The 20,440-nt window shown below is 69.7% G+C and carries 16 protein-coding genes; 3 read left to right on the top strand and 13 right to left on the bottom strand.

Going from position 1 to position 20,440, the window contains the following annotated elements; all coding sequences use genetic code 11:
- Positions 1-4: 4 nt before the first annotated feature.
- The gene (corA, locus tag MQC88_RS07910; protein WP_243320829.1) at positions 5-1,003 is read left to right on the top strand and encodes a magnesium/cobalt transporter CorA; all 999 of its coding nucleotides are present in this window, start codon (positions 5-7) and stop codon (positions 1,001-1,003) included.
- Between the two features lie 45 nt (positions 1,004-1,048).
- On the opposite strand, the gene MQC88_RS07905 is transcribed toward corA, so the two are convergent.
- The 4 genes from MQC88_RS07905 to MQC88_RS07890 all read right to left on the bottom strand — a co-directional run bounded on the left by MQC88_RS07905 (position 1,049) and on the right by MQC88_RS07890 (position 6,661).
- A complete protein-coding gene (locus tag MQC88_RS07905; RefSeq protein ID WP_243320828.1) occupies positions 1,049-2,227 on the bottom strand; it encodes a GGDEF domain-containing protein in 1,179 nt (392 codons plus the stop codon).
- A gap of 12 nt (positions 2,228-2,239) precedes the next feature.
- Positions 2,240-2,431: a hypothetical protein gene (locus MQC88_RS07900; RefSeq protein WP_243320826.1), complete on the bottom strand. Its 192-nt coding sequence runs from the start codon at positions 2,429-2,431 to the stop codon at positions 2,240-2,242.
- Between the two features lie 76 nt (positions 2,432-2,507).
- A complete protein-coding gene (locus MQC88_RS07895) occupies positions 2,508-4,586 on the bottom strand; it encodes a S9 family peptidase (protein WP_243320824.1) in 2,079 nt (692 codons plus the stop codon).
- Between the two features lie 65 nt (positions 4,587-4,651).
- A complete protein-coding gene (locus MQC88_RS07890; RefSeq protein ID WP_243320822.1) occupies positions 4,652-6,661 on the bottom strand; it encodes an OPT family oligopeptide transporter in 2,010 nt (669 codons plus the stop codon).
- A gap of 269 nt (positions 6,662-6,930) precedes the next feature.
- Here MQC88_RS07890 and MQC88_RS07885 point away from each other — a divergent pair, with 269 nt between their 5' ends.
- Positions 6,931-8,658, top strand: coding sequence for a peptide MFS transporter (locus MQC88_RS07885; protein WP_243320821.1), 1,728 nt, complete (start codon positions 6,931-6,933; stop codon positions 8,656-8,658).
- A gap of 2 nt (positions 8,659-8,660) precedes the next feature.
- On the opposite strand, the gene rfbD is transcribed toward MQC88_RS07885, so the two are convergent.
- The 5 genes from rfbD to ssb all read right to left on the bottom strand — a co-directional run bounded on the left by rfbD (position 8,661) and on the right by ssb (position 12,662).
- Positions 8,661-9,560 carry a dTDP-4-dehydrorhamnose reductase gene (rfbD, locus tag MQC88_RS07880; RefSeq protein ID WP_243320819.1) on the bottom strand — a complete coding sequence of 300 codons (900 nt, stop codon included), beginning with the start codon at positions 9,558-9,560 and terminating at the stop codon, positions 8,661-8,663.
- A gap of 10 nt (positions 9,561-9,570) precedes the next feature.
- Entirely contained in the window at positions 9,571-10,128 is a 558-nt protein-coding gene (gene rfbC, locus MQC88_RS07875) for a dTDP-4-dehydrorhamnose 3,5-epimerase (RefSeq protein ID WP_243320817.1), read from the bottom strand.
- Between the two features lie 10 nt (positions 10,129-10,138).
- Complete coding sequence (rfbA, locus tag MQC88_RS07870) at positions 10,139-11,044, bottom strand: glucose-1-phosphate thymidylyltransferase RfbA (RefSeq protein ID WP_243320813.1); 906 nt, start codon at positions 11,042-11,044, stop codon at positions 10,139-10,141.
- Positions 11,041-12,114, bottom strand: a complete 1,074-nt coding sequence (gene rfbB, locus MQC88_RS07865; RefSeq protein WP_243320811.1) for a dTDP-glucose 4,6-dehydratase — start codon at positions 12,112-12,114, stop codon at positions 11,041-11,043. The genes rfbA and rfbB overlap by 4 nt, the downstream gene beginning before the upstream one ends.
- Positions 12,115-12,197: 83 nt before the next feature.
- Positions 12,198-12,662, bottom strand: coding sequence for a single-stranded DNA-binding protein (gene ssb, locus MQC88_RS07860; RefSeq protein ID WP_243320809.1), 465 nt, complete (start codon positions 12,660-12,662; stop codon positions 12,198-12,200).
- Between the two features lie 159 nt (positions 12,663-12,821).
- Here ssb and MQC88_RS07855 point away from each other — a divergent pair, with 159 nt between their 5' ends.
- Entirely contained in the window at positions 12,822-13,847 is a 1,026-nt protein-coding gene (locus tag MQC88_RS07855) for a polyprenyl synthetase family protein (RefSeq protein WP_243320807.1), read from the top strand.
- A 357-nt stretch (positions 13,848-14,204) separates the two neighbouring features.
- Here the strand turns inward: MQC88_RS07855 and MQC88_RS07850 are convergent, their stop codons facing one another.
- The 4 genes from MQC88_RS07850 to MQC88_RS07835 are packed head-to-tail and all read right to left on the bottom strand — an operon-like array spanning position 14,205 to position 20,398.
- Positions 14,205-14,990 carry a dienelactone hydrolase family protein gene (locus MQC88_RS07850; protein WP_243320806.1) on the bottom strand — a complete coding sequence of 262 codons (786 nt, stop codon included), beginning with the start codon at positions 14,988-14,990 and terminating at the stop codon, positions 14,205-14,207.
- Between the two features lie 59 nt (positions 14,991-15,049).
- The gene (gene murD, locus MQC88_RS07845) at positions 15,050-16,447 is read right to left on the bottom strand and encodes a UDP-N-acetylmuramoyl-L-alanine--D-glutamate ligase (RefSeq protein WP_243320804.1); all 1,398 of its coding nucleotides are present in this window, start codon (positions 16,445-16,447) and stop codon (positions 15,050-15,052) included.
- Positions 16,428-17,804, bottom strand: coding sequence for a UDP-N-acetyl-alpha-D-muramoyl-L-alanyl-L-glutamate epimerase (gene murL / locus MQC88_RS07840; RefSeq protein ID WP_243320802.1), 1,377 nt, complete (start codon positions 17,802-17,804; stop codon positions 16,428-16,430). Before murL ends, murD begins: the two co-directional genes overlap by 20 nt.
- Complete coding sequence (locus MQC88_RS07835; protein ID WP_243320800.1) at positions 17,801-20,398, bottom strand: bifunctional aspartate kinase/diaminopimelate decarboxylase; 2,598 nt, start codon at positions 20,396-20,398, stop codon at positions 17,801-17,803. The genes murL and MQC88_RS07835 overlap by 4 nt, the downstream gene beginning before the upstream one ends.
- Positions 20,399-20,440 lie beyond the last annotated feature (42 nt).

Here is a 20,440-nt window from a genome sequence, read left to right as displayed (position 1 = left end):
CGGCATGAACGATGCCGGCCCCCTGCCCAGCTGCGTGATCAACTGCGTGGTGTACGACCTCGAAGGCCGTCGCCGGGACATCACCCTGGACCAGATCAGCGACGTGCTGGCGGTGGAGGATGGCAGCTTCGTCTGGGTCGGGCTGTACGAGCCCGAAGACGTGCTCCTGGACAAGCTGCAGGAGGAGTTCGGCCTGCATGACCTCGCCATCGAGGACGCGCAGCACGCGCACCAGCGCCCCAAGATCGAGGCTTATGGCGATTCGCTGTTCCTGGTCGCCCATACCGCGCAGGCGGCGGATGGCGGCCGCATCCGTTTCGGCGAAACCCATGCCTTCCTCGGCAAGCGCTACCTGGTCACGGTCCGGCACGGCGCCTCGGCGTCGTATGCACCGGTGCGCGCGCAGGTCGAGCGCGAGCCGGAACTGCTCGCGCTCGGCCCGAGTTACGGGCTGTACGCGGTGCTCGATTCCATCGTCGACAACTACCTGCCCATCGTGGGCGAGTTCCATGAAGCCCTGATCGCGCTGGAAAAGGACATCTTCGCCGAGGAGTTCCGTCGCGACACCATCCTCAAGCTCTACGACCTCAAGCGCGAACTGACGCAGTTGCGGCTGGCCGTGGCGCCGCTGCAGGACATCCTCGCCCAGCTCACGCGCATGCACGGCGACCTGGTGCCCGGCGAAGTGCGGCCGTACTTCCGCGACGTGCTCGACCATGCGCTGCGGGTGAACGAATCCACCGACACCATGCGCGAGATGCTGACCGCGGCAATGAGCGTCAACCTGTCGCTGGTGACGATCCGGCAGGGCGAGGTGGTCAAGCGCCTGGCCGGCTGGGCGGCGCTGCTGGCGGCGCCGACGCTGATCGCGAGCTGGTACGGCATGAACTTCCGCTACATGCCGGAGCTGCACGGGCGTTACAGCTACTACGTCCTGGTCGGCGTGGTGGCGGTGGTCTGCCTGGGGCTCTACCGCTACCTCAGGAAGGTGCGCTGGCTCTAGCCGCGCGCTGCAGGCGTCCTGGTGCAGCACGCGGGATCGCCCCCCTCATTGCGGCGCGGCGGCGACCACGATGCGGTCGCGGCCGCCTTCCTTGGCCGCGTATAGCGCGCCATCGGCGCGGCGCAGGCTCGCGGCCAGCTCCTCGCCGCGACTGGCGAACGCGATCCCGGCGCTGAGCGTGCAGCCCAGTTCGCTGGTCGCATGCGCGAAGTCCTCGCGCACCCGCTGCGCGAAACGCTCGACCGCCACCGGCGCGGCGTCCACCATCAGCACGATGAATTCCTCGCCCCCCAGGCGCGCAGCGTAGCTGTCGGGCCCCAGCCGCGATGCGATCACCTGGCCCAGTACGCGCAGCACGTCGTCGCCACGTTCGTGGCCCCAACGGTCGTTGACCCGCTTGAAGTGGTCGACATCGAAGAACACCAGGCTGCGCGGTGCTTCGCGCGCGCCGGCATCGGCATAGACCCGGGTGGCGTCGCGCTCCCAGCCTGCGCGGTTGAACAGTCCGGTCAGGGCATCGGTGGCCGCCTGCTTCCACAGCAGGTGGCGCACGCGGTAGGCCTCGACCGCGAAATCGGTACGGTACCCGGAGAGCATCAGGCCGAAAACGACCGTGGTGGCCGTGTACAGCCAGTACAACGCGGCGCCGGAGGGCGGCGCGCCATGCAGCTGCACGCGCAGGACCGACAACGCCACCAGCACCAGCACCAGCGACAGCGTCGACACCGCGCGCACGGTCAGCGCGAGCAACGCGATCGGGATGAGGTGGAACAGGCCGGTGCGGATCGGGTATTGCGCGCCCGCCACCAGCCCCGAGCCGGGCATCGGCACCGACAGGAACACGCCCAGCAGGACCATGCTCGACATCAACGCCACCAGCCGCAACCGCCAGCTGCGCATGCGCCAGTTCAGCCAGGCCAGCAGCACGACGCCGATCGCGGCCAGCAACTCCATCCACACCGGATAGCCGATGCCGGGGGCAAGGCCGGCGACCTGCAGCAGCGCGACCGCGGCCAGCATGCCGGCGCCGCCGACCAGCACCGCGGTGAACGCCGGCCGGGTCGCGGTCACCTGCACCGCCGTCAGCCGCGCACGATCCTCGGGGCTCAGGTGGCGCAGCCACTGCCGGCCCCAGTATTGCGTGGGATGCCGCAAGGCCGAGCGCATCGTGCCCTGCGCCACCCGCTCCCACCAACGCTCGGTCTCGTCTTGGCCGCCGTTCAATGGCGGCCCCCTTCAGCGGATCGGGGCATCGTCCCAGCTGCCGTGCTTGCGCCGGTCCTTGCCGCTGCGCCGGTCGCCGCCCTTGAGTTCGAAGCGGATTTCCTCGCGCCGGTCGCCGTGCTGGCGACGATCCTTGCCGCTGCGCCGTTCCGGGCCGCGGTAACGCTGTTCCGGTTCCTTCGCCTTGAACGGATCATCCACCATTACCCACCTCCGGCGGGGCCCCCCCCCCAGGTTCGACTCCGCGCCGGGCTGGTCGAGCCCATGCCCGGCGCGAAGCTCACGGCTGGCCGATGTGCTGGCGCAGCCACGCGTTGACGGTATCGTGCCAGAGCAGGCTGTTGGCCGGCTTCAGCACCCAATGGTTCTCGTCCGGGAAGTACAGGAACTTCGACTCGATCCCCTTGCGCTGCAACGCGGTGAACGCGGCGATCCCCTGCTCCACCGGGATCCGCAGGTCCTGCTGGCTGTGCACCACCAGCATCGGCACGCGCCAGTCCTTGACATGGTTGACCGGGTTGAACTTCTCGTAGCCCTCGGGGTTGTCGTACGGGGTGCCACCGTTCTCCCACTCGCTGAACCAGAGTTCTTCGGTGGCGTAGCCCATCATGCGGTTGTCGAACACGCCGTCATGGTCGACGAGGCATTTCCACGGCTGGTTCCAGACCCCGGCGATCCAGTACACCATGTAGCCGCCGTAGCTGGCACCCAGCGCGCAGGCCTTGTCGCCGTCGAGGAACGCGTACTTGTCCTGGGCCGCGGCCCAGCCCTTCTGCAGGTCTTCCAGCGGGCGATCGCCCCAGTGCTGGCTGATCGCGTCGGTGAACGCCTGGCCATAACCGGTACTGCCGTGGAAATCGATCATCACCGCGGCATAGCCCTGCCCGGCGTAGGTCTGCGGGTTCCAGCGATAGCTCCAGCCATCGCCGAAGCTGCCCTGCGGGCCGCCGTGGATCAGGAACGCGACCGGATACGCCTTGCCTTGCTCGTAGTTCCACGGCTTGACCACGTAGCCGTGCACGGTCTCGCCGTTCCAGCCCTTGAACGAGAACTGCTCGTAGTCGCCGAACCGGACGTCAGGGAGCATCTCGCCCGCGCTCGGGGTGATCGCGCGCTCGGGCATCCCGCCGATCCCGCCGGCGAACACCTGCGCGCCGCTCTTCATCGAATTGCGGGTGAAGGCCGCGGTCGGGCCCGCGATCGAGAAGTCGCCGATGCTGCCGTTGCCGATGACTTCGGTGGCGACGCCGCTGGCGATGTCCACCGCGAACAACGGATGCTCGCCCATGTCCTGCGCGGTGGTGTAGATGGTCCTGCCGTCGGCCGACAGCACGATGCCATCGGCGGAGCGGTCCCACTGCGGATCGATCTCGCGGGTCTTGCCGCTGCCCAGGTCCATCGCCATCAGCGCGAAGCGGTCGGCCTCGAAGCCGGGTCGCTTCATCGCGCGGTAGTACAGCGTGCTGCCGTCGGCGCTGAACACCGGGCCGGCATCCCAAGCCAGGTTGGCCGCGGTGAGGTTGCGGGCCTTGCCGCTGCCGTCGGCCTGCAACCGGTACAGGTCGAAGTTGGTCGAGCGCGGCTCGTCGCCGTTGGACAGGCGCGCGCTGGCCACCAGCGATTTGCCGTCCGGCGCCCAGGCGACGTCGTCCATGCCGCCAAACGGCTTGGATGGCACGTCGGCGAGCAGGTCGGCGCCGACCAGCGTGGCCGCCTTCACCGGCCCCTTGCCGTCGAGGCTGGCGACGAAGATGCGATTGAGGCGGCCGTCGGCCCAGGTGTCCCAGTGGCGGATGAACAGGCGGTCGAAGACCACGCCGCTGCTCGCGGGCTTGGCGTCGAGCTTCTTCTTCGTGCAGTCGAGGTCGCCCTTGCAGTCCGGGAACGCGCCGGCGGCGAAAGCGACATGCTTGCCGTCAGGTGACAGGGAATAGCCGTCGATGTCGAGCGCGAAATCGGTGGCCTGCACCGGCGTGCCGCCCGCGGCCGGGATCGCGTACAGCTGCGAGCTGCCGTTCTTGCCACTGAGGAAAAAGACGGTGGCGCCATCCCTGGAGAAGGCCGGCGAGTTCACGTTCCAGCCTTCCGGCGTGAGCCGCACCGGCGGCGCCGCATCGCGTGCGAACAGGTCCTCGATCCAGAGCGAAGTCGTGGCCTTGTTCGTGGCCATGTCGACCACGCGCCTGGCGAATACCAGCTTGCGGCCGTCCGGCGACAACACCGGCGAGGAGTAACGGTCCATCGATACCAGGTCGCTGGCCTGGAAGCCGCGCGCGGCCCGGGCGGGCGAAGACGCCATCGCCAGCGTCGGCAAGGCGAGGGCGAGCGCGGCGCCGAGCAAGGCGGGACGAAGGTTCATGGCGGCTCCTGGACTGGTCTGCGGAAAGGTCGTGGCGATGCTGCGCCTGGGTGACGTCGAGGGGCTCACATCGGCCCGGGTTCGGCATCGCCCAGCGCGCGGCGGGTGCCGCTGCGATACAGCAGCCAGGCCACCAACGCCAGCACCGCCAGGCCGACCCACTTGCCGAACTGCCACTGCTCCGGCAGCGCCAGCACGTCGGCGCGGCCGCTGGTGACGATCGGGATCGCGATCAGGATGCCCATCAGCGCCTCGCCGGTGATCAGGCCGGCCGCGAACAGGGTGCCGGGGCGGTGGATGCGGTCGCGCAGCGACTCGTCCGTGCTGCCGACCGCGCCGTGGCGTCGCTCGACGAAGTACGCCAGCAGGCCGCCGAGGAAGATCGGCACCATCAGCTCCAGCGGCAGGTAGATGCCGATCGCCGCCGCCAGCACCGGCACGCGGAAGCTGGAATTGCGCGACTTCAGCCAGCCGTCGAAGGCGATGATCAACGCGCCGACCACGCCGCCGATCACGATCATGTTCCAGGGCAGCTCGCCGCCGAACATGCCCTTGGCCACCGATGCCATCAGTGTCGCCTGCGGCGCCGACAACGGGTTGGGATGCTCGGCGGTGGGCGCGCCGATGCCGTAGGCCTCGGCCAGCAGGTTCAGCACCGGCGCCATGATCAGCGCGCAGGAGAACGCGCCGATCATCAGCATCAGCTGCTGCTTCCATGGCGTGGCCCCGACCAGGTAGCCGGCCTTGAGGTCCTGCAGGTTGTCGCCGCCGACCGCCGCGGCGCAGCACACCACCGCGCCGATCATGATCGCCGCGACGGCGCCCAGCGGCGCCCCGGAGATGCCTACCGCCATCTTCCCCGCCTCGCCCAGCAGCACCATCAGCACCGCCGAGGCGAACAGGATGGTGGCGATGGTGATGCCCGAGACCGGGTTGTTCGAGGAGCCGACGAGGCCGGCCAGGTAGGCCGACACCGACACGAACAGGAAACCGGCGACGATCATGATGATCGCCATCGGCACGCTGACGTGCCACATGCCGACGATCGCCTGGTAGAGCAGCAGCAGCGGCACCACGAACGCGACCAGCGCCACCAGCATCCACTTCATCGGCAGGTCGCGCTCAGTCTCGGCGATGGTCGCGCTGCTGCCCTTGCGCGCTGCGGCGATGCCGCTGCGGATCCCGGACAACAGTGACTTGCGCAGCGAGAACAGCGTCCAGACGCCGCCGACCAGCATCGCGCCGACGCCGAGGTACCGGATCTTCGCGCTCCAGATCGCGAACGCGGCGTCTTCCGCCGAGGCGCCCGCGATCGACGCGGCCAGCGCCGGGTCAGTGCCCTGGAAGAAGGCGTGGTAGATCGGGATGGCGATGTGCCAGGACAGGATGCTGCCCGAGAGCACCACGATGCCGATATTGAGGCCGACGATGTAGCCCACGCCGAGCAGCGCAGGCGACAGGTTGGTGCCCAGGTAGCCCAGGTAGCGACCCATGAAACCGGCGCCGGCGGCGGTGTCGGGCAGCATGCGCATGCCGCTGGCGGCGGCGAGCTTGAACGCGCCGCCGATGACCGCCGACAGGGCAAGGATCTTCAAGCCCGGGCCCGGGTTCTCGCCAGCCTTGAGTACCTCCGCCGCGGCCTTGCCCTCGGGGAACGGCAGCGGTTCCTCCACGATCATGGTGCGCCGCAGCGGCACCGAGAACAGGACCCCGAGCAGGCCGCCGAGGCCGGCGATCGCCAGCACCCACGAATACTGGAAGGTGTCCCAGTAGCCCAGGATGATCAGAGCGGGAATGGTGAAGATCACGCCGGCGGCGATCGAGCTGCCGGCCGAAGCACCGGTCTGGACGATGTTGTTTTCCAGGATCGTGCCGCCGCCAAGCAGGCGCAGCACGCCCATCGAGACCACGGCCGCGGGGATCGCCGTGGCGATGGTCAGCCCGGCGAACAGCCCGAGGTAGGCGTTGGCCGCGGCGAGGATCATCGCCAGAACCACCGAAAGCACGATGGCGCGGAAGGTGAGCTGCGGAACGCGTGTCTGCGGAGCTGGCTGGCCCGGATCGGTGCTGCTCATCGAGTAGTTCCCCTGCGGGTGGATGGGCGCCCGGCCGCTGCGCGCGGCCGGCAACAACCCGTCGATGATGGCATCCGCCGCCGGCAGGCGCAAAAGGCTGCGCCCGGGCCGCGGAACACCTCGCCGCCCGGAGTACGGCAGGGTGCGGTCACGGCGATCGTGGCCCGGCAGCCGCGCTCGCGCACGGGATCGCGGACCACGACCGGTTCGCGCCTGCGGGAGGCGAGCGCTCCATCGCTATACTCCGGCGACTTCGCCCGGAGCGCGCCGTGCCAGCCACCACCTTCAGCGACATCCCGGCGCGCGGGGAATTCCTCGGACACCCCAAGGGCGTCTTCGTCTGCTTCTTCACCGAGATGTGGGAGCGCTTCTCGTTCTACGGGATGAAGGCGCTGCTGCTGTTGTACCTGCTCAAGCACCACCGGTTCGGCGATGACGCCGGCTACGACCTGATCGGCGCCTACGGCGGCCTGGTGTATGCGGTGCCGGTGATCGGCGGCCTGCTCGCCGACCGCTGGCTGGGAATGCGCAAGGCGGTCGTGCTGGGCGGCATCCTGCTGTGTCTCGGGCACCTGGGCATGACGGTGGAAGGCGCCGACGCGCAGGTGGTGAACGGCGTGGTGGTGCGCGACGAGGGTGCGCTGCAGGTGTTCTACCTGTCGCTGGCGCTGATCGTCATGGGCGTGGGCTTCCTCAAGCCCAACATCTCCACCATCGTCGGCAAGCTCTATGCGGAAGGCGATCCGCGGCGGGACTCGGGCTTCACCCTGTTCTACGCCGGGATCAACGTCGGCGGCCTGTTCGCCGGCCTGATCTGCGCGTTCCTGGGCGAGACCTACGGCTGGAAATACGGCTTCGGCGCCGCCGGCATCGGCATGATCGCGGGCCTGGGCATGTTCCTGTGGGGACAGAAATACCTGCACGGCCACGCCGAGCCGAAGGATCCGGCGAAACTTCGCGAACGCGTTGGCGGGCTTTCGCGCGAGTGGTGGATCTACCTGGGCTCGCTGGGCGGCGTCGCCGTGGTCTGGCAGTTGATCCAGCGCACCTGGACCGTGCAGGGGGCGATGCACCTGGTGGCGCTGGCGTTCGTCGCATGGTTCGCGTGGTTCCTGGTGCGCCGCTGCAACCGGGTCGAGCGCGGGCAGATGTTGTCGCTGCTGGTGATGATCCTCGGCGTGCTGGTGTTCTTCACCCTGTACGAGCAGACGTACGGCTCGTGGCTGACCTTCACCGACCGGCTGATGACCAAGGACATGTTCCCGTCGCTGGCCAGCGACAGCAGCGGCACCCTGCCGTGGTCGCTGTACCTGATGGCCGCGAGCGTGCCATTGATGGTGCTGGCCTTGCGCGCCAGCGATCGCGGCAACCGCGCGCTGGCGGCCTGGCTGGTGGCGCTGATGGTCGCGGGCATGGCCGTGGCCTGCTTCCGCGACGTCGTGCTGGTACCGCAGACCGCCGGCTCGCTGACCTTCCTGGGATCGTTCTTCATCGTGCTGCTGTCGCCGCTGTTCGCGTGGCTGTGGCCGTGGCTGGAGGCGCGCGGCCGCAACCCGAGCAAGCCGATGAAGAGCGCGATCGGGCTGCTGTTCGCGGCGTTGTCGTTCCTGCCGCTGATGGCCGCCGCGCATGCGGTCGCGCCGGGCACGATGGCCAGCGTGTGGTGGCTGGTGCTGGCCTACTTCATCCTCGAGATCGGCGAGATGTGCCTGTCGCCGATCGGGCTGTCGGCGGTCACGCAGCTATCGGTGGCGCGCGTGGTCGGGTTGATGATGGGCGGCTTCTGGCTGGCGACGGCGTATTCGGAAATGCTGGCCGCGCAGTTCGGCAAGCTGGCGTCGCTGGACATCCCGGAAAGCGGCGCGATCGACGTCGTCGAGGCCGCAGGCAAGTACGGAAGCCTGTTCCAGCTGCTGCTGTGGGTCGGGCTGGGTGCGGCGCTGCTGTTCCTGCTGCTGGCGCCGCTGCTGCGACGCGGGATGCACGGGGTGAAGTAGCCCTACCAGCCCGCGAGGTCGTCCAGCGTGCGCGACAGCCCTTCCTGCCAGCCCGGCAGGGCGACCCGGAATTCGCGTTGCAGCGCGCTGCAGTCGAGCACGGAGTAGGCGGGCCGCGCCGCGGGCGTCGGATAGTCGGCGGTGGCGATCGGCAACACGCGCGGCACGCGCGCGATCAGGCCGCGTGCATGCGCGCCATGCATGATGGCCTCGGCGAAGCCGTGCCAGGTGGTGGCGCCGGTCGCGGTCAGGTGCCAGGTGCCTGATCGCGATGGCGGCCGGGCCAGCAGCTGCGCGGTGGTGCCGGCGATCAGCGCCGCGGCTGTCGGCGTCCCGACCTGGTCCGCGACCACCCGCAACTCGTCGCGCTCGCCGGCAAGGCGCAGCATCGTGTGCAGGAAATTCCGGCCGTGCGCCGCGTACACCCACGCCGTGCGCAGCACCAGGTGGCGCGCGCCGCTGGCCCGGATCGCTTCCTCGCCGGCAAGCTTGCTGGCACCGTAGACGCTGGCCGGCGCGGCCGGGTCATCCTCGCGATAGGGACGCGTGCCGCGACCGTCGAACACGTAATCGGTGGAGTAATGCACCAGCAGCGCGTCGCGCCGCGCGCAGGCCTCGGCGATCGCCAGCGGCGCCTGTGCATTGGCCCGGAACGCGGCCTCCGGCTCGCTTTCGGCGCGGTCCACCGCGGTGTGCGCGGCGGCGTTGACGACGATGTCCGGCGCGATGCGGGCCACCAGCGCCGGCAGGGACCCGGGTGCGTCGAAGTCCGCACGCTCGCAGGCCGTGCCGTCCTCGAGCGTGCCGCTGCGCGTGGCCGCGACCACCTCGCCCAGCGCCGCCAGGCTGCGGCGCAGCTCGCCGCCGACCTGTCCGTTGCCGCCGAACAGCAGGATCCTCATGCGCGCTTGCTCACGCCTCGTAGACCGGCAACCGCTCCTGCGCCACCTCCGCCAGGAACGGGGCGCGGGCGTCCTTGTCCGACAATACCGGCGCCCCCACGGGCCAGTCGATGGCGAGGTCGGCATCGTTCCAGCGGATGCCGGCATCGGCGTCGCGGTCGTAGGTCGCCGTGCACAGGTAGGTGAACAGCGCGCGCTCGCTCAGGGTCACGAAGCCGTGCGCGTAGCCTTCCGGGATCCAGAAATGGCGTTTGTTGTCGGCGCTCAATATCGCCGCGGCCCAGCGGCCGAAGGTCGGCGAACCGCGGCGGATGTCGACCGCCACGTCCCAGACCTCGCCTTCCAGCACCGACACCAGCTTGCCCTGTGGTTTCGGCCACTGGTAATGCAGTCCGCGCAGCACGCCGCGCGTGGACGAGGAGACGTTGCCCTGCACGAAATCGGGCGCCAGGCCGGCCGCCGCGAGCTTGTCGCGGTTGAAGGATTCGTAGAAGTAGCCGCGCTCGTCGCCGAACACCTGCGGCTCCAGCACCAGGCAACCCGGCAGGTCGGTCTGGATGACCTTCATGGCGCCGCCTTCATTCCACCCGCCCGTGTTCGAGCAGGCCCAGCAGGTACTGGCCGTAGCCGTTCTTCGCCAGCGGCCGAGCAAGTTCGCGCAGCTGCGCGGCGTCGATCCAGCGATTGAAGTAGGCGATCTCCTCGGGACAGCACACCCGAAGGCCCTGGCGCTTTTCGATGGTCTCGATGTAGGTCGAGGCCTCGACCAGCGACTCGTGGGTGCCGGTGTCGAGCCAGGCGTAGCCGCGGCCGAGCTTCTCCAGTCGCAGGTTGCCCTGCTCCAGGTAGCAGCGGTTGAGGTCGGTGATCTCCAGCTCGCCGCGCGGCGATGGCTCGAGCCGGGCCGCGTAATCGCTGGCGCGGCCGTCGTAGAAGTACAGGCCGGTGACGGCGTAGTTGGAGCGCGGGTTCGCCGGCTTCTCCTCCAGCCCGACCACCTTGCCGTCGGCGTCGAACTCGGCCACGCCGTAGCGCTCGGGATCGCGCACCCAGTAGCCGAACACGGTGGCGCCCTCGTCGCGCTCGCCCGCGCGCCGCAGCAGCTGCGTCAGGCCCTGGCCATGGAAGATGTTGTCGCCCAGCACCAGGCAGCTCGGCTGGCCGGCGAGGAACTCGCGACCGATCAGGTAGGCCTGGGCCAGGCCGTCCGGGCTCGGCTGCACCGCGTACTCGATCTTCATGCCCCATTGCGCGCCGTCGCCGAGCAGGCTCCTGAACAGGGCCTGCTCGTGCGGGGTGTTGATGACCAGGACCTCGCGGATCCCCGCCAGCATCAGCACGCTGAGCGGGTAGTAGATCATCGGCTTGTCGTACACCGGCAGCAGCTGCTTGCTGATCGCCTGGGTGATCGGATACAGCCTCGTGCCCGAGCCGCCGGCCAGGATGATGCCCTTGCGTGGGCTGGTCGCCGCCGCGGCAGTCATGCCGCGACTCCGCCGATGCGCTCGAGCCGATAGCTGCCGTCCAGCACGCGCCGTACCCAGTCCTGGTGTCCGAGGTACCAGTCGACCGTGCCGGCGATGCCCTGTTCGAAGCTGTGCGCCGGCTGCCAGCCAAGTTCGGACTTCAGCTTGCCGGCATCGATCGCGTAGCGGCGGTCATGGCCCGGGCGATCGGCGACATAGGTGATCTGGCTGTTGCGCGGCTTGCCGTCCTCGCGCGGGCGGCGCTGGTCCAGCAATGCGCAGATGGTGTTGACCACGTCGATGTTCCGCATCTCGGCGTCGCCGCCGACGTTGTAGGTTTCGCCGACGCGCCCGCGTTCCAGCACCGCGCGGATCGCGGCACAGTGGTCGCCGACGTAGAGCCAGTCGCGCACGTTCATGCCGTCGCCGTAAACCGGCAGCGGCTCCCCGGCCAGGGCGCGGGCGATGATCAGGGGGATGAGCTTTTCCGGGAACTGGTACGGGCCGTAGTTGTTGGAGCAGTTGGTGGTCAGCACCGGCAGGCCGTAGGTGTGGTGGAAGGCGCGCACCAGGTGGTCGGACGCGGCCTTCGAGGCCGAATACGGCGAGTTCGGCGCATAGGCGGTCTGCTCGGTGAACTTGCCGGTGTCGCCGAGCGAGCCGTAGACCTCGTCGGTGGAGACGTGCAGGAAGCGGAAGCTCTCCTTTGAAGCCCCCTCCTTCGCCGCGCCGTCGAGCGCCTTCCAGTAATCGCGGGCCGCTTCCAGCAGGGCGAGCGTGCCGACGACGTTGGTCTGCACGAACGCGGCCGGGCCGTCGATCGAGCGGTCGACGTGGCTCTCGGCGGCGAAATTGACGACCGCATCCGGGCGGTGTTCGGCCAGGAGCCTGGCCACCAGCGCGCCGTCGCCGATGTCGCCGTGCACGAACAGGTGGTCCGGGTTGCCTTCCAGCGACGCCAGGGTGTCGCGGTTGCCGGCGTACGTGAGGGCATCCAGGTTGACGATGCGCACGCCCGAGGCGACGGCCTCGAGCACGAAATTTCCACCGATGAAACCGGCGCCGCCGGTGACGAGCCAAGTCGGCACGCAAACCTCCGTGTCAGGAAAAATTGCCGGGAATAATCCCGTGGGGCTGCCGGTGGAGCCAGGCCATCGACAACAGGCGACGATCAGAACGGAATGTCGTCGTCCGCGAAGTCATCGGCGAAGTCCGCCTTGGCCGCGGCCGGCACCTCGCGCCGCGGCGGCGCGCTGCGCTGCGGGCGCTCGCTGCGCTCGGCGCGCGCTTCGCCGCGGCCTTCGCCGCCTCCGAGCATCTGCATCTCGTCGGCGACGATGTCGGTGAAATACTTCTCGACCCCGTCCTGGCCGGTGAACTTGTCATAACGGATCGAGCCCTCGATGTAGACCTGGCGACCCTTCTTCAGGTACTCGCCGGCGATCTCGCCGAGCTTGCCGAACAGCTTCACCCGGTGCCACTCGGTGCGCTCCTGGGTGTTGCCGTCCTTGTCCTTGCGCACGCTGGTGGTCGCCAGCGAGAGCGTGCAGATGGCCATGCCGCCCTGGGTGTACTTCATCTCGGGATCGTTGCCGAGGTTGCCGACCAGGATCACTTTGTTCACGCCGCGGGCCATGGCAGTCCTTCCGGTATCGCCCGACAGTGGGCAAGGGACATTGGATTATACCCGCCGCCCCACGCCCCTCGGCCGCCACCGCGCCGGCATGTAAGGGAACCGGCCGCGGGCCACCGCCGGGGCTTCGTATAATCACCGCTGCCCTGCCCCGGACACCGCATGGACATCGCCCCCACGCCGCGGACTTCCGCCCCCGACGCGCTCGAGCTGCCCGCGATCCAGGCCCTGGCCGCGGCCGACATGGCCGCCGTCGACACCCTGATCCGGCGCCGGCTGGCTTCCGACGTGGTCCTGGTCAACCAGGTCGCCGAATACATCATCGGCGCCGGCGGCAAGCGCCTGCGCCCGATGCTGCTGCTGCTGGCCGCGGCCGCGCTGGGCAGGCGCGGCGACGCCGGGATCGGGGCGGACGCGCACCAACTGGCGGCGGTGATCGAATTCATCCACACCTCCACCCTGCTGCACGACGACGTGGTGGACGAGTCCGACCTGCGGCGCGGTCGCAGTACCGCCAATGCGGTCTGGGGCAATGCCGCCAGCGTGCTGGTCGGCGATTTCCTGTATTCGCGCAGCTTCCAGATGATGGTGGAACTGGACCGCATGGAGGTGATGCGGGTCCTCGCCGATACCACCAACCGCATCGCCGAGGGCGAGGTGCTGCAGCTGCTGCATGTGCGAAACCCGGACACCGACGAAGCCGGCTACCTGCGGGTGATCGAACGCAAGACCGCGGTGCTGTTCGCGGCCGCAACCCGGCTGGGGGCGCTGCTGGCCGGCGCCGATGCCGCAGCCTGCGACGCGCTGCACGACTACGGGCTCAACCTGGGTTACGCCTTCCAGATCGCCGACGACATCCTCGACTATGCGTCGGATGCCGGCACGCTGGGCAAGAACCTCGGCGACGACCTCGCCGAGGGCAAGGCCACGTTGCCGCTGATCCATGCCATTGCCCACGCCGACGCCGCGACCCGCGCCACGCTGCGCGCGGCGATCGAGCACGGCGATTCGGGCGCGATGCCGGCGGTACTGGCGGCGATCCACGCCAGCGACAGCCTCGGCTACAGCCGCAAGCGCGCCGGCGACTACGCCCGCGCCGCCGAACGCGCGCTCGACGGCCTGCCCGGCAACGAATACCTCGCCGCGCTGCGTGGCCTGGCGCGCTATACCGTCAGTCGGGACCACTAAGACAAAAGCGGCTCGATCGATCGCGGGCGCGTCGCGATCTGACGGGCCCGATGTGGCCGGCAGCCCTTCGGGGCAAATGTCCCCCGGCCTGCGGCCTCCTCCTTGATTTTGCCCCGAAGGGCTGCCGGCTACATCGGGGACGTCGGATTACAGGCTTGCCGAAAGCAAAGCACTGCTTTGCGCTTGTGAGTTACTGCGCGACCCGCAACGTCGGCAGCAGATGTCCTTGGGTGCGAAGTCAAGGAGGAGTCGTCGGCCGAAGGCCGGCGCGGGAAGACATTCGCGCCCAAGGGCGTCCGCACCCGGCGCCCCGCAAGCTTCAGCTCAGGCCCGCGAACCTGCATCCCTCCCGGGGCGCTACTCGTGCTCGCCGAAACGCTCGGCGAAGAAGCCGTGCATCATCCGTTCGGCGCGGCGCGTGGACAGCGGGTGGTAGACGCAACCCGGCGGGCTGTTGGCGTCCGGCAGCGCGAAGCAATGCACCGTGTTGCTGAAGTTGACGAACTGCCAGTCCGCGCCGGCATCGTCCATTTCCTTCTCGAACCCGGCGATGTCGCCGGCGGTGCCCTGGTCGTCGGCGCCGTTGAGCACCAGCAGGCTGGCCTTGACCGCGCCCTTCTTCGCGGGCATCGAGGTATCCAGGCCGCCGTGGAAGGTCACCACGCCGGCAAGGTCGGCGCCGCTGCGCGCCAGCTCCAGCACCGTGGCGCCGCCGAAGCAGTAGCCGATCGCGCCCAGCTTCGTGGCGTCCAGCGGAGCATTGCCGGCCTGCGCCTTCAGCACGTCCAGCGCCTTGTTGGCGCGTGCGCGCAGTTGCGCGCGATCGCCATACATCTTCTTGACCTGCGCCATCGCCTCGTCGCTGTTACCGGGCCGCACGCCCTTGCCATACACATCGGCCACCAGCACCACGTAGTCGTTGCCGGCGATGTGTTTGGCCTTGGCGACCGCGCTGTCGCGGACGCCCATCCAGTCGGGCACCATCACCAGCCCGGGGCGCTTGATCGCGTTGGCGTCGTCGTAGACCAGCACGCCGCTGAACGCCTGGTCGCCGACTTTCCATTCCACTGGCCTGGCCTGCATCGTGGCCAACGCCGGCAGCGCGCAGGACGCCAGGAGCACGGCGGCAATCAATCGACGCATGGCGGTTTCCTCCTCGGGTGGCGGAAGCCTACGCAACCGTTGTTGCGCAGGCGTGAAACTCAGGCGATTCCGAGCCCTGCGATCGAACTGATCGCGTCGGGATCGAAACCCGCGAGCCTGGCGAAGTCGCGGCCACGCTCGGTGTAGTCGCGATAGGGGCCGAAGCTCGGGGCACCGGGCGACAGCAAGACCACTCCCTCGCCCGCGAGTGCGGCTTCCGCCTTGCGCATCGCCTCGCCCAGGCCGGCGGCGGCCTCGAGCGCGAAGCCGGCACTGGCGGCAAGCGGTGCCAGCAGCGCGTGGATCCGCAGCCCGTTCTGGCCCATGGTGACGATCGCCGCCGGGGCGCTGGCGCGCATCGCGCTGGCGAAGTCGTCCCAGGCGATGCCGCGGTCGTGGCCGCCGACGAGGATCGCGACGCGGCGCCCCCTGTACAGTTCCAGCGCCGCAAGGCTCGCGTGCGGCGTGGTGCTGATCGAATCATTGACCCAGGTGACGCCGTCGCGGCTGCCCAGCACCTGCAGCCGGTGCGGCAGCGGCTGGAAGCTGGCCGCCTGCGTCGCCAGCGCGGCGGCATCCAGCCCCAGCGCATCGATCGCGGCCAGCACCGCGCACAGGTTGCCGCGGTTGTGGCGACCGGGCAGCGGCAGGGACGCGGTATCCATCACTGCTTCGTCGCCGCGATACAGCATGTCCTCGCGCAGGTGCCAGCCGTCGCCGCGGCCGAACCAGCACACCTGGCTCTCCGGAAGCCGTAACCCGGCCAGGGTCGGATCGTTGCCGTTGAGCACCGCGATCCGCGGCCTGGCTTCGGTCAGCAGGCGCAGCTTGTCCGCGACATAACGCGCATGCGATCCGTGCCAGTCCAGGTGCTCGGGAAAGAGGTTGAGCACGACCGCCACCTGCGGGCGCGCGCCGCTGGCGGCGACGTCGCCGGTCTGGTAGCTGGACAGCTCGATCGCCCAGTAGTCCGCCGTTGCGTCGAGCAGGTCGAGCAGCGGCAGGCCGATGTTGCCGGCCAGCGCGGTGCGATGGCCGCCGGCGCGCAACAGGTGCGCGAGCAGCGCGGTGGTGGTGCTCTTGCCCTTGGTGCCGGTGATGCAGACGCTGCCGGGCACGATGCCATCGGCACCGGCGCGCTCGGCGAACCACAACGCGGAACCGCCGATGAAACGCGTGCCGTTGCCCGTCGCTGCCAGTGCTTCGGGTTTGTACGGGCTGATGCCCGGCGACTTCACCACGACCTCGAATGCCGACAGGCGTTCGCCGCTCGCGTCGTGCTCGAGCGCCAGCAACGGATCGCCGCAGGCGCGTACGCTCGCGGCTTCGCCGTGGCTGCAGAACACGGTCAGCGGCTGCGCCGGCAGCCGCGCGCGGATCGCGCGCCAGGCGGCGCGGCCTTCGCGGCCCCAGCCCCAGAGCGCGACGCGGCGCCCGTCAAGCTGCGAAAGCTTCACGCAGCCGCTCCCAGAGCCGTGGCGGGATGCGGTGCTGGTCGTCCAGCACCAGCAACGGCTCGATCCGCAGGTCCTGGGCCTGCAATTGCGGACGGATCTCGCGGACGAAGCGTTCCACCAGCGCATCCTCGCGCCACTCCGGCCGTTGCGCCAGCGCCGCCATCGCCGCGCGCGATTCCCGGCCTTCGCCGACGCACTCGAACGGCTTGTGGTCCTGGTATTCAAGCAGCGCGTCGTAGCCATCGGCCTGCGCCGGGTCGTCGAGCAGGTTGCGGCCGAGGATCCCGACCAGCCGCGGCTTCGACAAGAACGGCGCCAGCGCCAGGAACACGAAGTGGCACTTCGGGCACACGCCGCACCAGCGGTTGACCGGGCGCTCGCCGAGGATGTGGAAGTTGCGGTTGCAACTGGAGAAATGCGCGTCGTAGCGATCGGTCCTGGCGAACTGCCGCGCCACCGCCAGCTCCGACAGCGGCCGCAGCAGCGAGTAGTAGTGCAGGTCCGCGGCGACATGGCGCTGCACGTACTCGCCGAACGCCTGCTCGCACGCCCAACCCTTGGACCACTGGTGGTTGACCTCGCCGGTGACGCTGCCGTCCGCGGCGAGGATCAGGCTGCCGTAGCTGGCCGATCGCTCATTGGAGAACACGACCTGGTCGACTCCAAGCAGCACCGCGGCGAACACCATGATCGCCGAGTTCAGCACGGTGACCGGGATATGGCCGTTCCAGGCACCCTGCCGGTTGTAGTCGAACAGCTGCGGCGCCAGCTGGCGGCCGATGTTGAGCGTCGGCAGCCCGGTGCGCGCCGCGCAGGCGGCGATCAGTTGCGAGCCGCCGATCCAGGTCACGGTCTGGTCGACGCCGGCGCCGCGCAGGGCTTCGATCGACACCAGCGAGTCCTTGCCGCCACCGATCGCGACCAGCGCGTGCGCGCGCAGTCCCAGCGCCGGCACCGGCGCCTGCGTGGCATCGCCGTGCGGGAAGCGGATGCGGTCGTGCAGGTCCAGGCCGTTGCGGTACGCGAACTCGCCCAGGCCGTTGCGGTAGATCGTCTCCAGCAGCGCGGCCGTGGCGGCATCGATCGCGTAGCCGTCGATCCGGAGCTCCGGCGCGACCGCGGCCTTGTAATAGCTCACGCCGGCGATCAGGTGCAGCAGCCGCAACGCCCGCTCCGCCGCCGCCGCGCGCGCCTCGTCGAGCACGAACGGCGCCCCGGGCACCGTCACCGTCTCGACCAGTTCCGGCCCGTCGTCGAACGCGTACACCAGTCGCGCGATGCCGTTGGCGGGGTCGAAACCGCAACGCACGAAGCGGAACGTGCGGATTGCGTCGCGCTGGAACTGCCACTCTTTCATTCGATCACGTCCTCCGCCGGCAGCGCCCGCAGGTTGTAGGTATTGGCCATCGCCATGCCATAGGCACCGGCATCGGCGACCAGCAGCACGTCGCCTTCGCTGGTGGCGGCCGGGAGCAGCCGCTGGCGGCCGAGCACGTCGCCGGATTCGCACACCGGACCCACCACGTCGAAGGCCAGCACGCCGTCGCCTTGCGCCGTATCACCGCCGGGCCGCGACAGGTTGGCGATGGCGTGGAAGGCGTCGTACAGCGCCGGGCGCAGCAAGGCGTTCATGCCCGCGTCGCAGCCGACGCGGCGCATGCCGTCCTTCTCCACCACCTGGGTCACGTGCAGCAACAGCACGCCGCACTCGGCGACCAGGAAGCGGCCCGGCTCCACCGCCAGCGCGTACTGCGGATACAGCGCCTTGACCTCGGCCAGCCCGCGCGCCCACGCCTCGAGGTCCAGCGGCGCCGCATCGGGGAGGTACGGCACCGGCAGGCCGCCACCGATGTCGATCGTGGCGACGGTGCCGATGCGATCGGCATGGGCTGCGAGTTCGGCGTAGACCTCGCGCCAGTGCGACGGCAGTTCGACCCCGCTGCCCAGGTGCGCATGCAGGCCGGCGATGCGCGCGTCCAGCGCGCGCGCCTGGGCGACGAAGGCGTCCAGCCGCGGCAGCGGCAAGCCGAACTTGGCCTGGCTGCCGCCGGTGCGGACCTTGGCGTGGTGGCCTTCGCCGCGGCCCAGGTCCAGGCGCAGCCACAACCCACGGCCTTCGAACACGTCGGGCCAGCGTTGCAGCGCTTCAATGTTGTCCACCGTAACGGTGGCCCCGCGCGCGAAAGCCTCTTCGTATTCGCGCCGCGGCGCGAAGCTTGGCGTGAACAGCACGCGCTCGGGCTCGAGTCCTGGCAGGGTCGCGAACAGGTGCGCGAGTTCGCCGGACGACACGCATTCGAAGCCGAAGCCTTCGGCCTCCAGCGCACGCAGGATTGTGGGGTGCGGGTTGGCCTTGAGCGCGTAAAAGCGGCGGTCGATCGTGTCGATGGCGGCCAGTGCGCGAGCCCGCGCGCGCAGCGTCGCCAGGTCATAGACGTAGCGCGGGGTGCCGCGCGCGGCGGCCTGCAGCAGCGCCTCGCGCCTGCCGCGCCACCAGGCCGGGCCGCGCTGCGCGCGCCCGTGCGTGATCTCGTGCCAGCTGGGGCCGAATACGCTGGCGTCGTGCATCGGCATCGCGCCGCTGTGCACGAGTTCTGCGTGCAGCTGCGGCAGCAGGCCGTCGGCGTCGGCCTCGTCGATCACGAAGGTCAGGTTGAGGTCGTTGGAGGACTGCGAGATCAGGTGCACCCGCTCGCGCCCGAACGCGGCCCAGATGTCGGACAGCCGGTGCAGCAGCGAGCGCATGCCGCGCCCGACCAGGGTGATCGCCGCGCACGGCGCGATCACCTTGACCCGGCACACTTCGGCCAGGTCGGCGGCCAGCGCCTCGAGCACGTTGCCGGTGACCAGGTTCTCGCTCGGGTCCAGCGAGACGGTGACGTTGGTTTCCGAGGAGCCGATCAGGTCCACCGACAGGCCGTGGCGCTTGAAGCGCTCGAAGATGTCGGCGAGGAAGCCGACCTGCTGCCACATGCCGATCGATTCCATCGACACCAGCACGATGCCGTTGCGGCGGCTGATCGCCTTCACCCCGGGCACGGTGGTGGCGCTGGCATCGATGCGGGTGCCGGCCAGGTCCGGGCGCGCGGTGTCCAGGATCGCCATCGGCACGTTGCCGTCGCGGCAGGGGGCGATCGAGCGCGGGTGCAGCACCCTGGCGCCGGTGGTGGCGATTTCCTGCGCTTCGGCGTAGTCCAGCCGCGCCAGCAGTCGGGCCTCGGGCACGATCCGCGGGTTGGCGCTGAACATGCCCGGTACGTCGGTCCAGATTTCCACCCGCTGCGCGCCCAGCAGCGCGCCGAAGTACGCGGCCGAGGTGTCGGAGCCGCCACGGCCGAGGATCGCGGTGCCGCCGTCGCCATGGCGCGCGATGAAGCCTTGGGTCAGCAGCATCCGCGCAGGCTGCCGGGCGAAGCGGGCGCGCCATGCCGCATCGGATTCGTGCCGGCACGACACCGACAGCCGCGTCGACCACGCGTTCTGGTTGGGCAGCGCGATCGCGTCCAGCCACTCGCGCGCGTCGCACCAGCCGAAATCCAGCCCCTGCGCGCGCAGGTAGGCGGCGCCGAGCGTGGACGAGAGCAGTTCACCCTGCGCCAGCACTTCGGCCTGCCAGTCGAGCGCGCGGGTTGCCGCGCGGGCATCGTTCGCCAGCGCCCGCAGGACGGTGGTGCGTTCGCCGAGCACGCTGCCTGGCTCCAGCCCGAGTTCGACCGAGAAGGCGCGGTGGCGCTCAATCAGCGCGTCGACCCGGTCGCCGATCGCGCCGCCATCGGCGATCGCCTGCAGCTCGTTGGTCACGCCCGACAGCGCCGAAACCACCACCAGCACCCGCGCCGCGCCGTCTTCCGCGCGTTCCCGTGCCAGCCGGCCGATGGTGTCCCAGCGTTCGCGCCGCGAAACCGAGGTGCCGCCGAACTTGAGCACGATCCAGCGATCGGGAAGGGGCATGTCGGATGGCATCGCGGCGTGATGGGCAAAACCCGGGAGTGG

This window comes from Cognatiluteimonas sedimenti, from assembly GCF_022808325.1.
GTDB classification, from domain to species: domain Bacteria; phylum Pseudomonadota; class Gammaproteobacteria; order Xanthomonadales; family Xanthomonadaceae; genus Cognatiluteimonas; species Cognatiluteimonas sedimenti.
The sequence above is the reverse complement of the archived record's forward strand: the minus strand, read 5'-3'. Positions and strand labels throughout refer to the sequence as shown.

Excerpts from the sequence above, each read along its gene's own strand:
- MQC88_RS07850 (WP_243320806.1), bottom strand. The coding sequence starts at position 14,990 with ATGCGTCGATTGATTGCCGCCGTGCTCCTGGCGTCCTGCGCGCTGCCG.
- rfbA (WP_243320813.1), bottom strand. The coding sequence starts at position 11,044 with ATGACTGCCGCGGCGGCGACCAGCCCACGCAAGGGCATCATCCTGGCC.
- MQC88_RS07890 (WP_243320822.1), bottom strand. The coding sequence starts at position 6,661 with ATGAGCAGCACCGATCCGGGCCAGCCAGCTCCGCAGACACGCGTTCCG.
- MQC88_RS07855 (WP_243320807.1), top strand. The coding sequence starts at position 12,822 with ATGGACATCGCCCCCACGCCGCGGACTTCCGCCCCCGACGCGCTCGAG.
- MQC88_RS07835 (WP_243320800.1), bottom strand. The coding sequence starts at position 20,398 with ATGCCCCTTCCCGATCGCTGGATCGTGCTCAAGTTCGGCGGCACCTCG.
- ssb (WP_243320809.1), bottom strand. The coding sequence starts at position 12,662 with ATGGCCCGCGGCGTGAACAAAGTGATCCTGGTCGGCAACCTCGGCAAC.
- rfbC (WP_243320817.1), bottom strand. The coding sequence starts at position 10,128 with ATGAAGGTCATCCAGACCGACCTGCCGGGTTGCCTGGTGCTGGAGCCG.
- MQC88_RS07895 (WP_243320824.1), bottom strand. The coding sequence starts at position 4,586 with ATGAACCTTCGTCCCGCCTTGCTCGGCGCCGCGCTCGCCCTCGCCTTG.
- rfbD (WP_243320819.1), bottom strand. The coding sequence starts at position 9,560 with ATGAGGATCCTGCTGTTCGGCGGCAACGGACAGGTCGGCGGCGAGCTG.
- corA (WP_243320829.1), top strand. The coding sequence starts at position 5 with ATGAACGATGCCGGCCCCCTGCCCAGCTGCGTGATCAACTGCGTGGTG.
- murL (WP_243320802.1), bottom strand. The coding sequence starts at position 17,804 with ATGAAAGAGTGGCAGTTCCAGCGCGACGCAATCCGCACGTTCCGCTTC.
- MQC88_RS07900 (WP_243320826.1), bottom strand. The coding sequence starts at position 2,431 with ATGGTGGATGATCCGTTCAAGGCGAAGGAACCGGAACAGCGTTACCGC.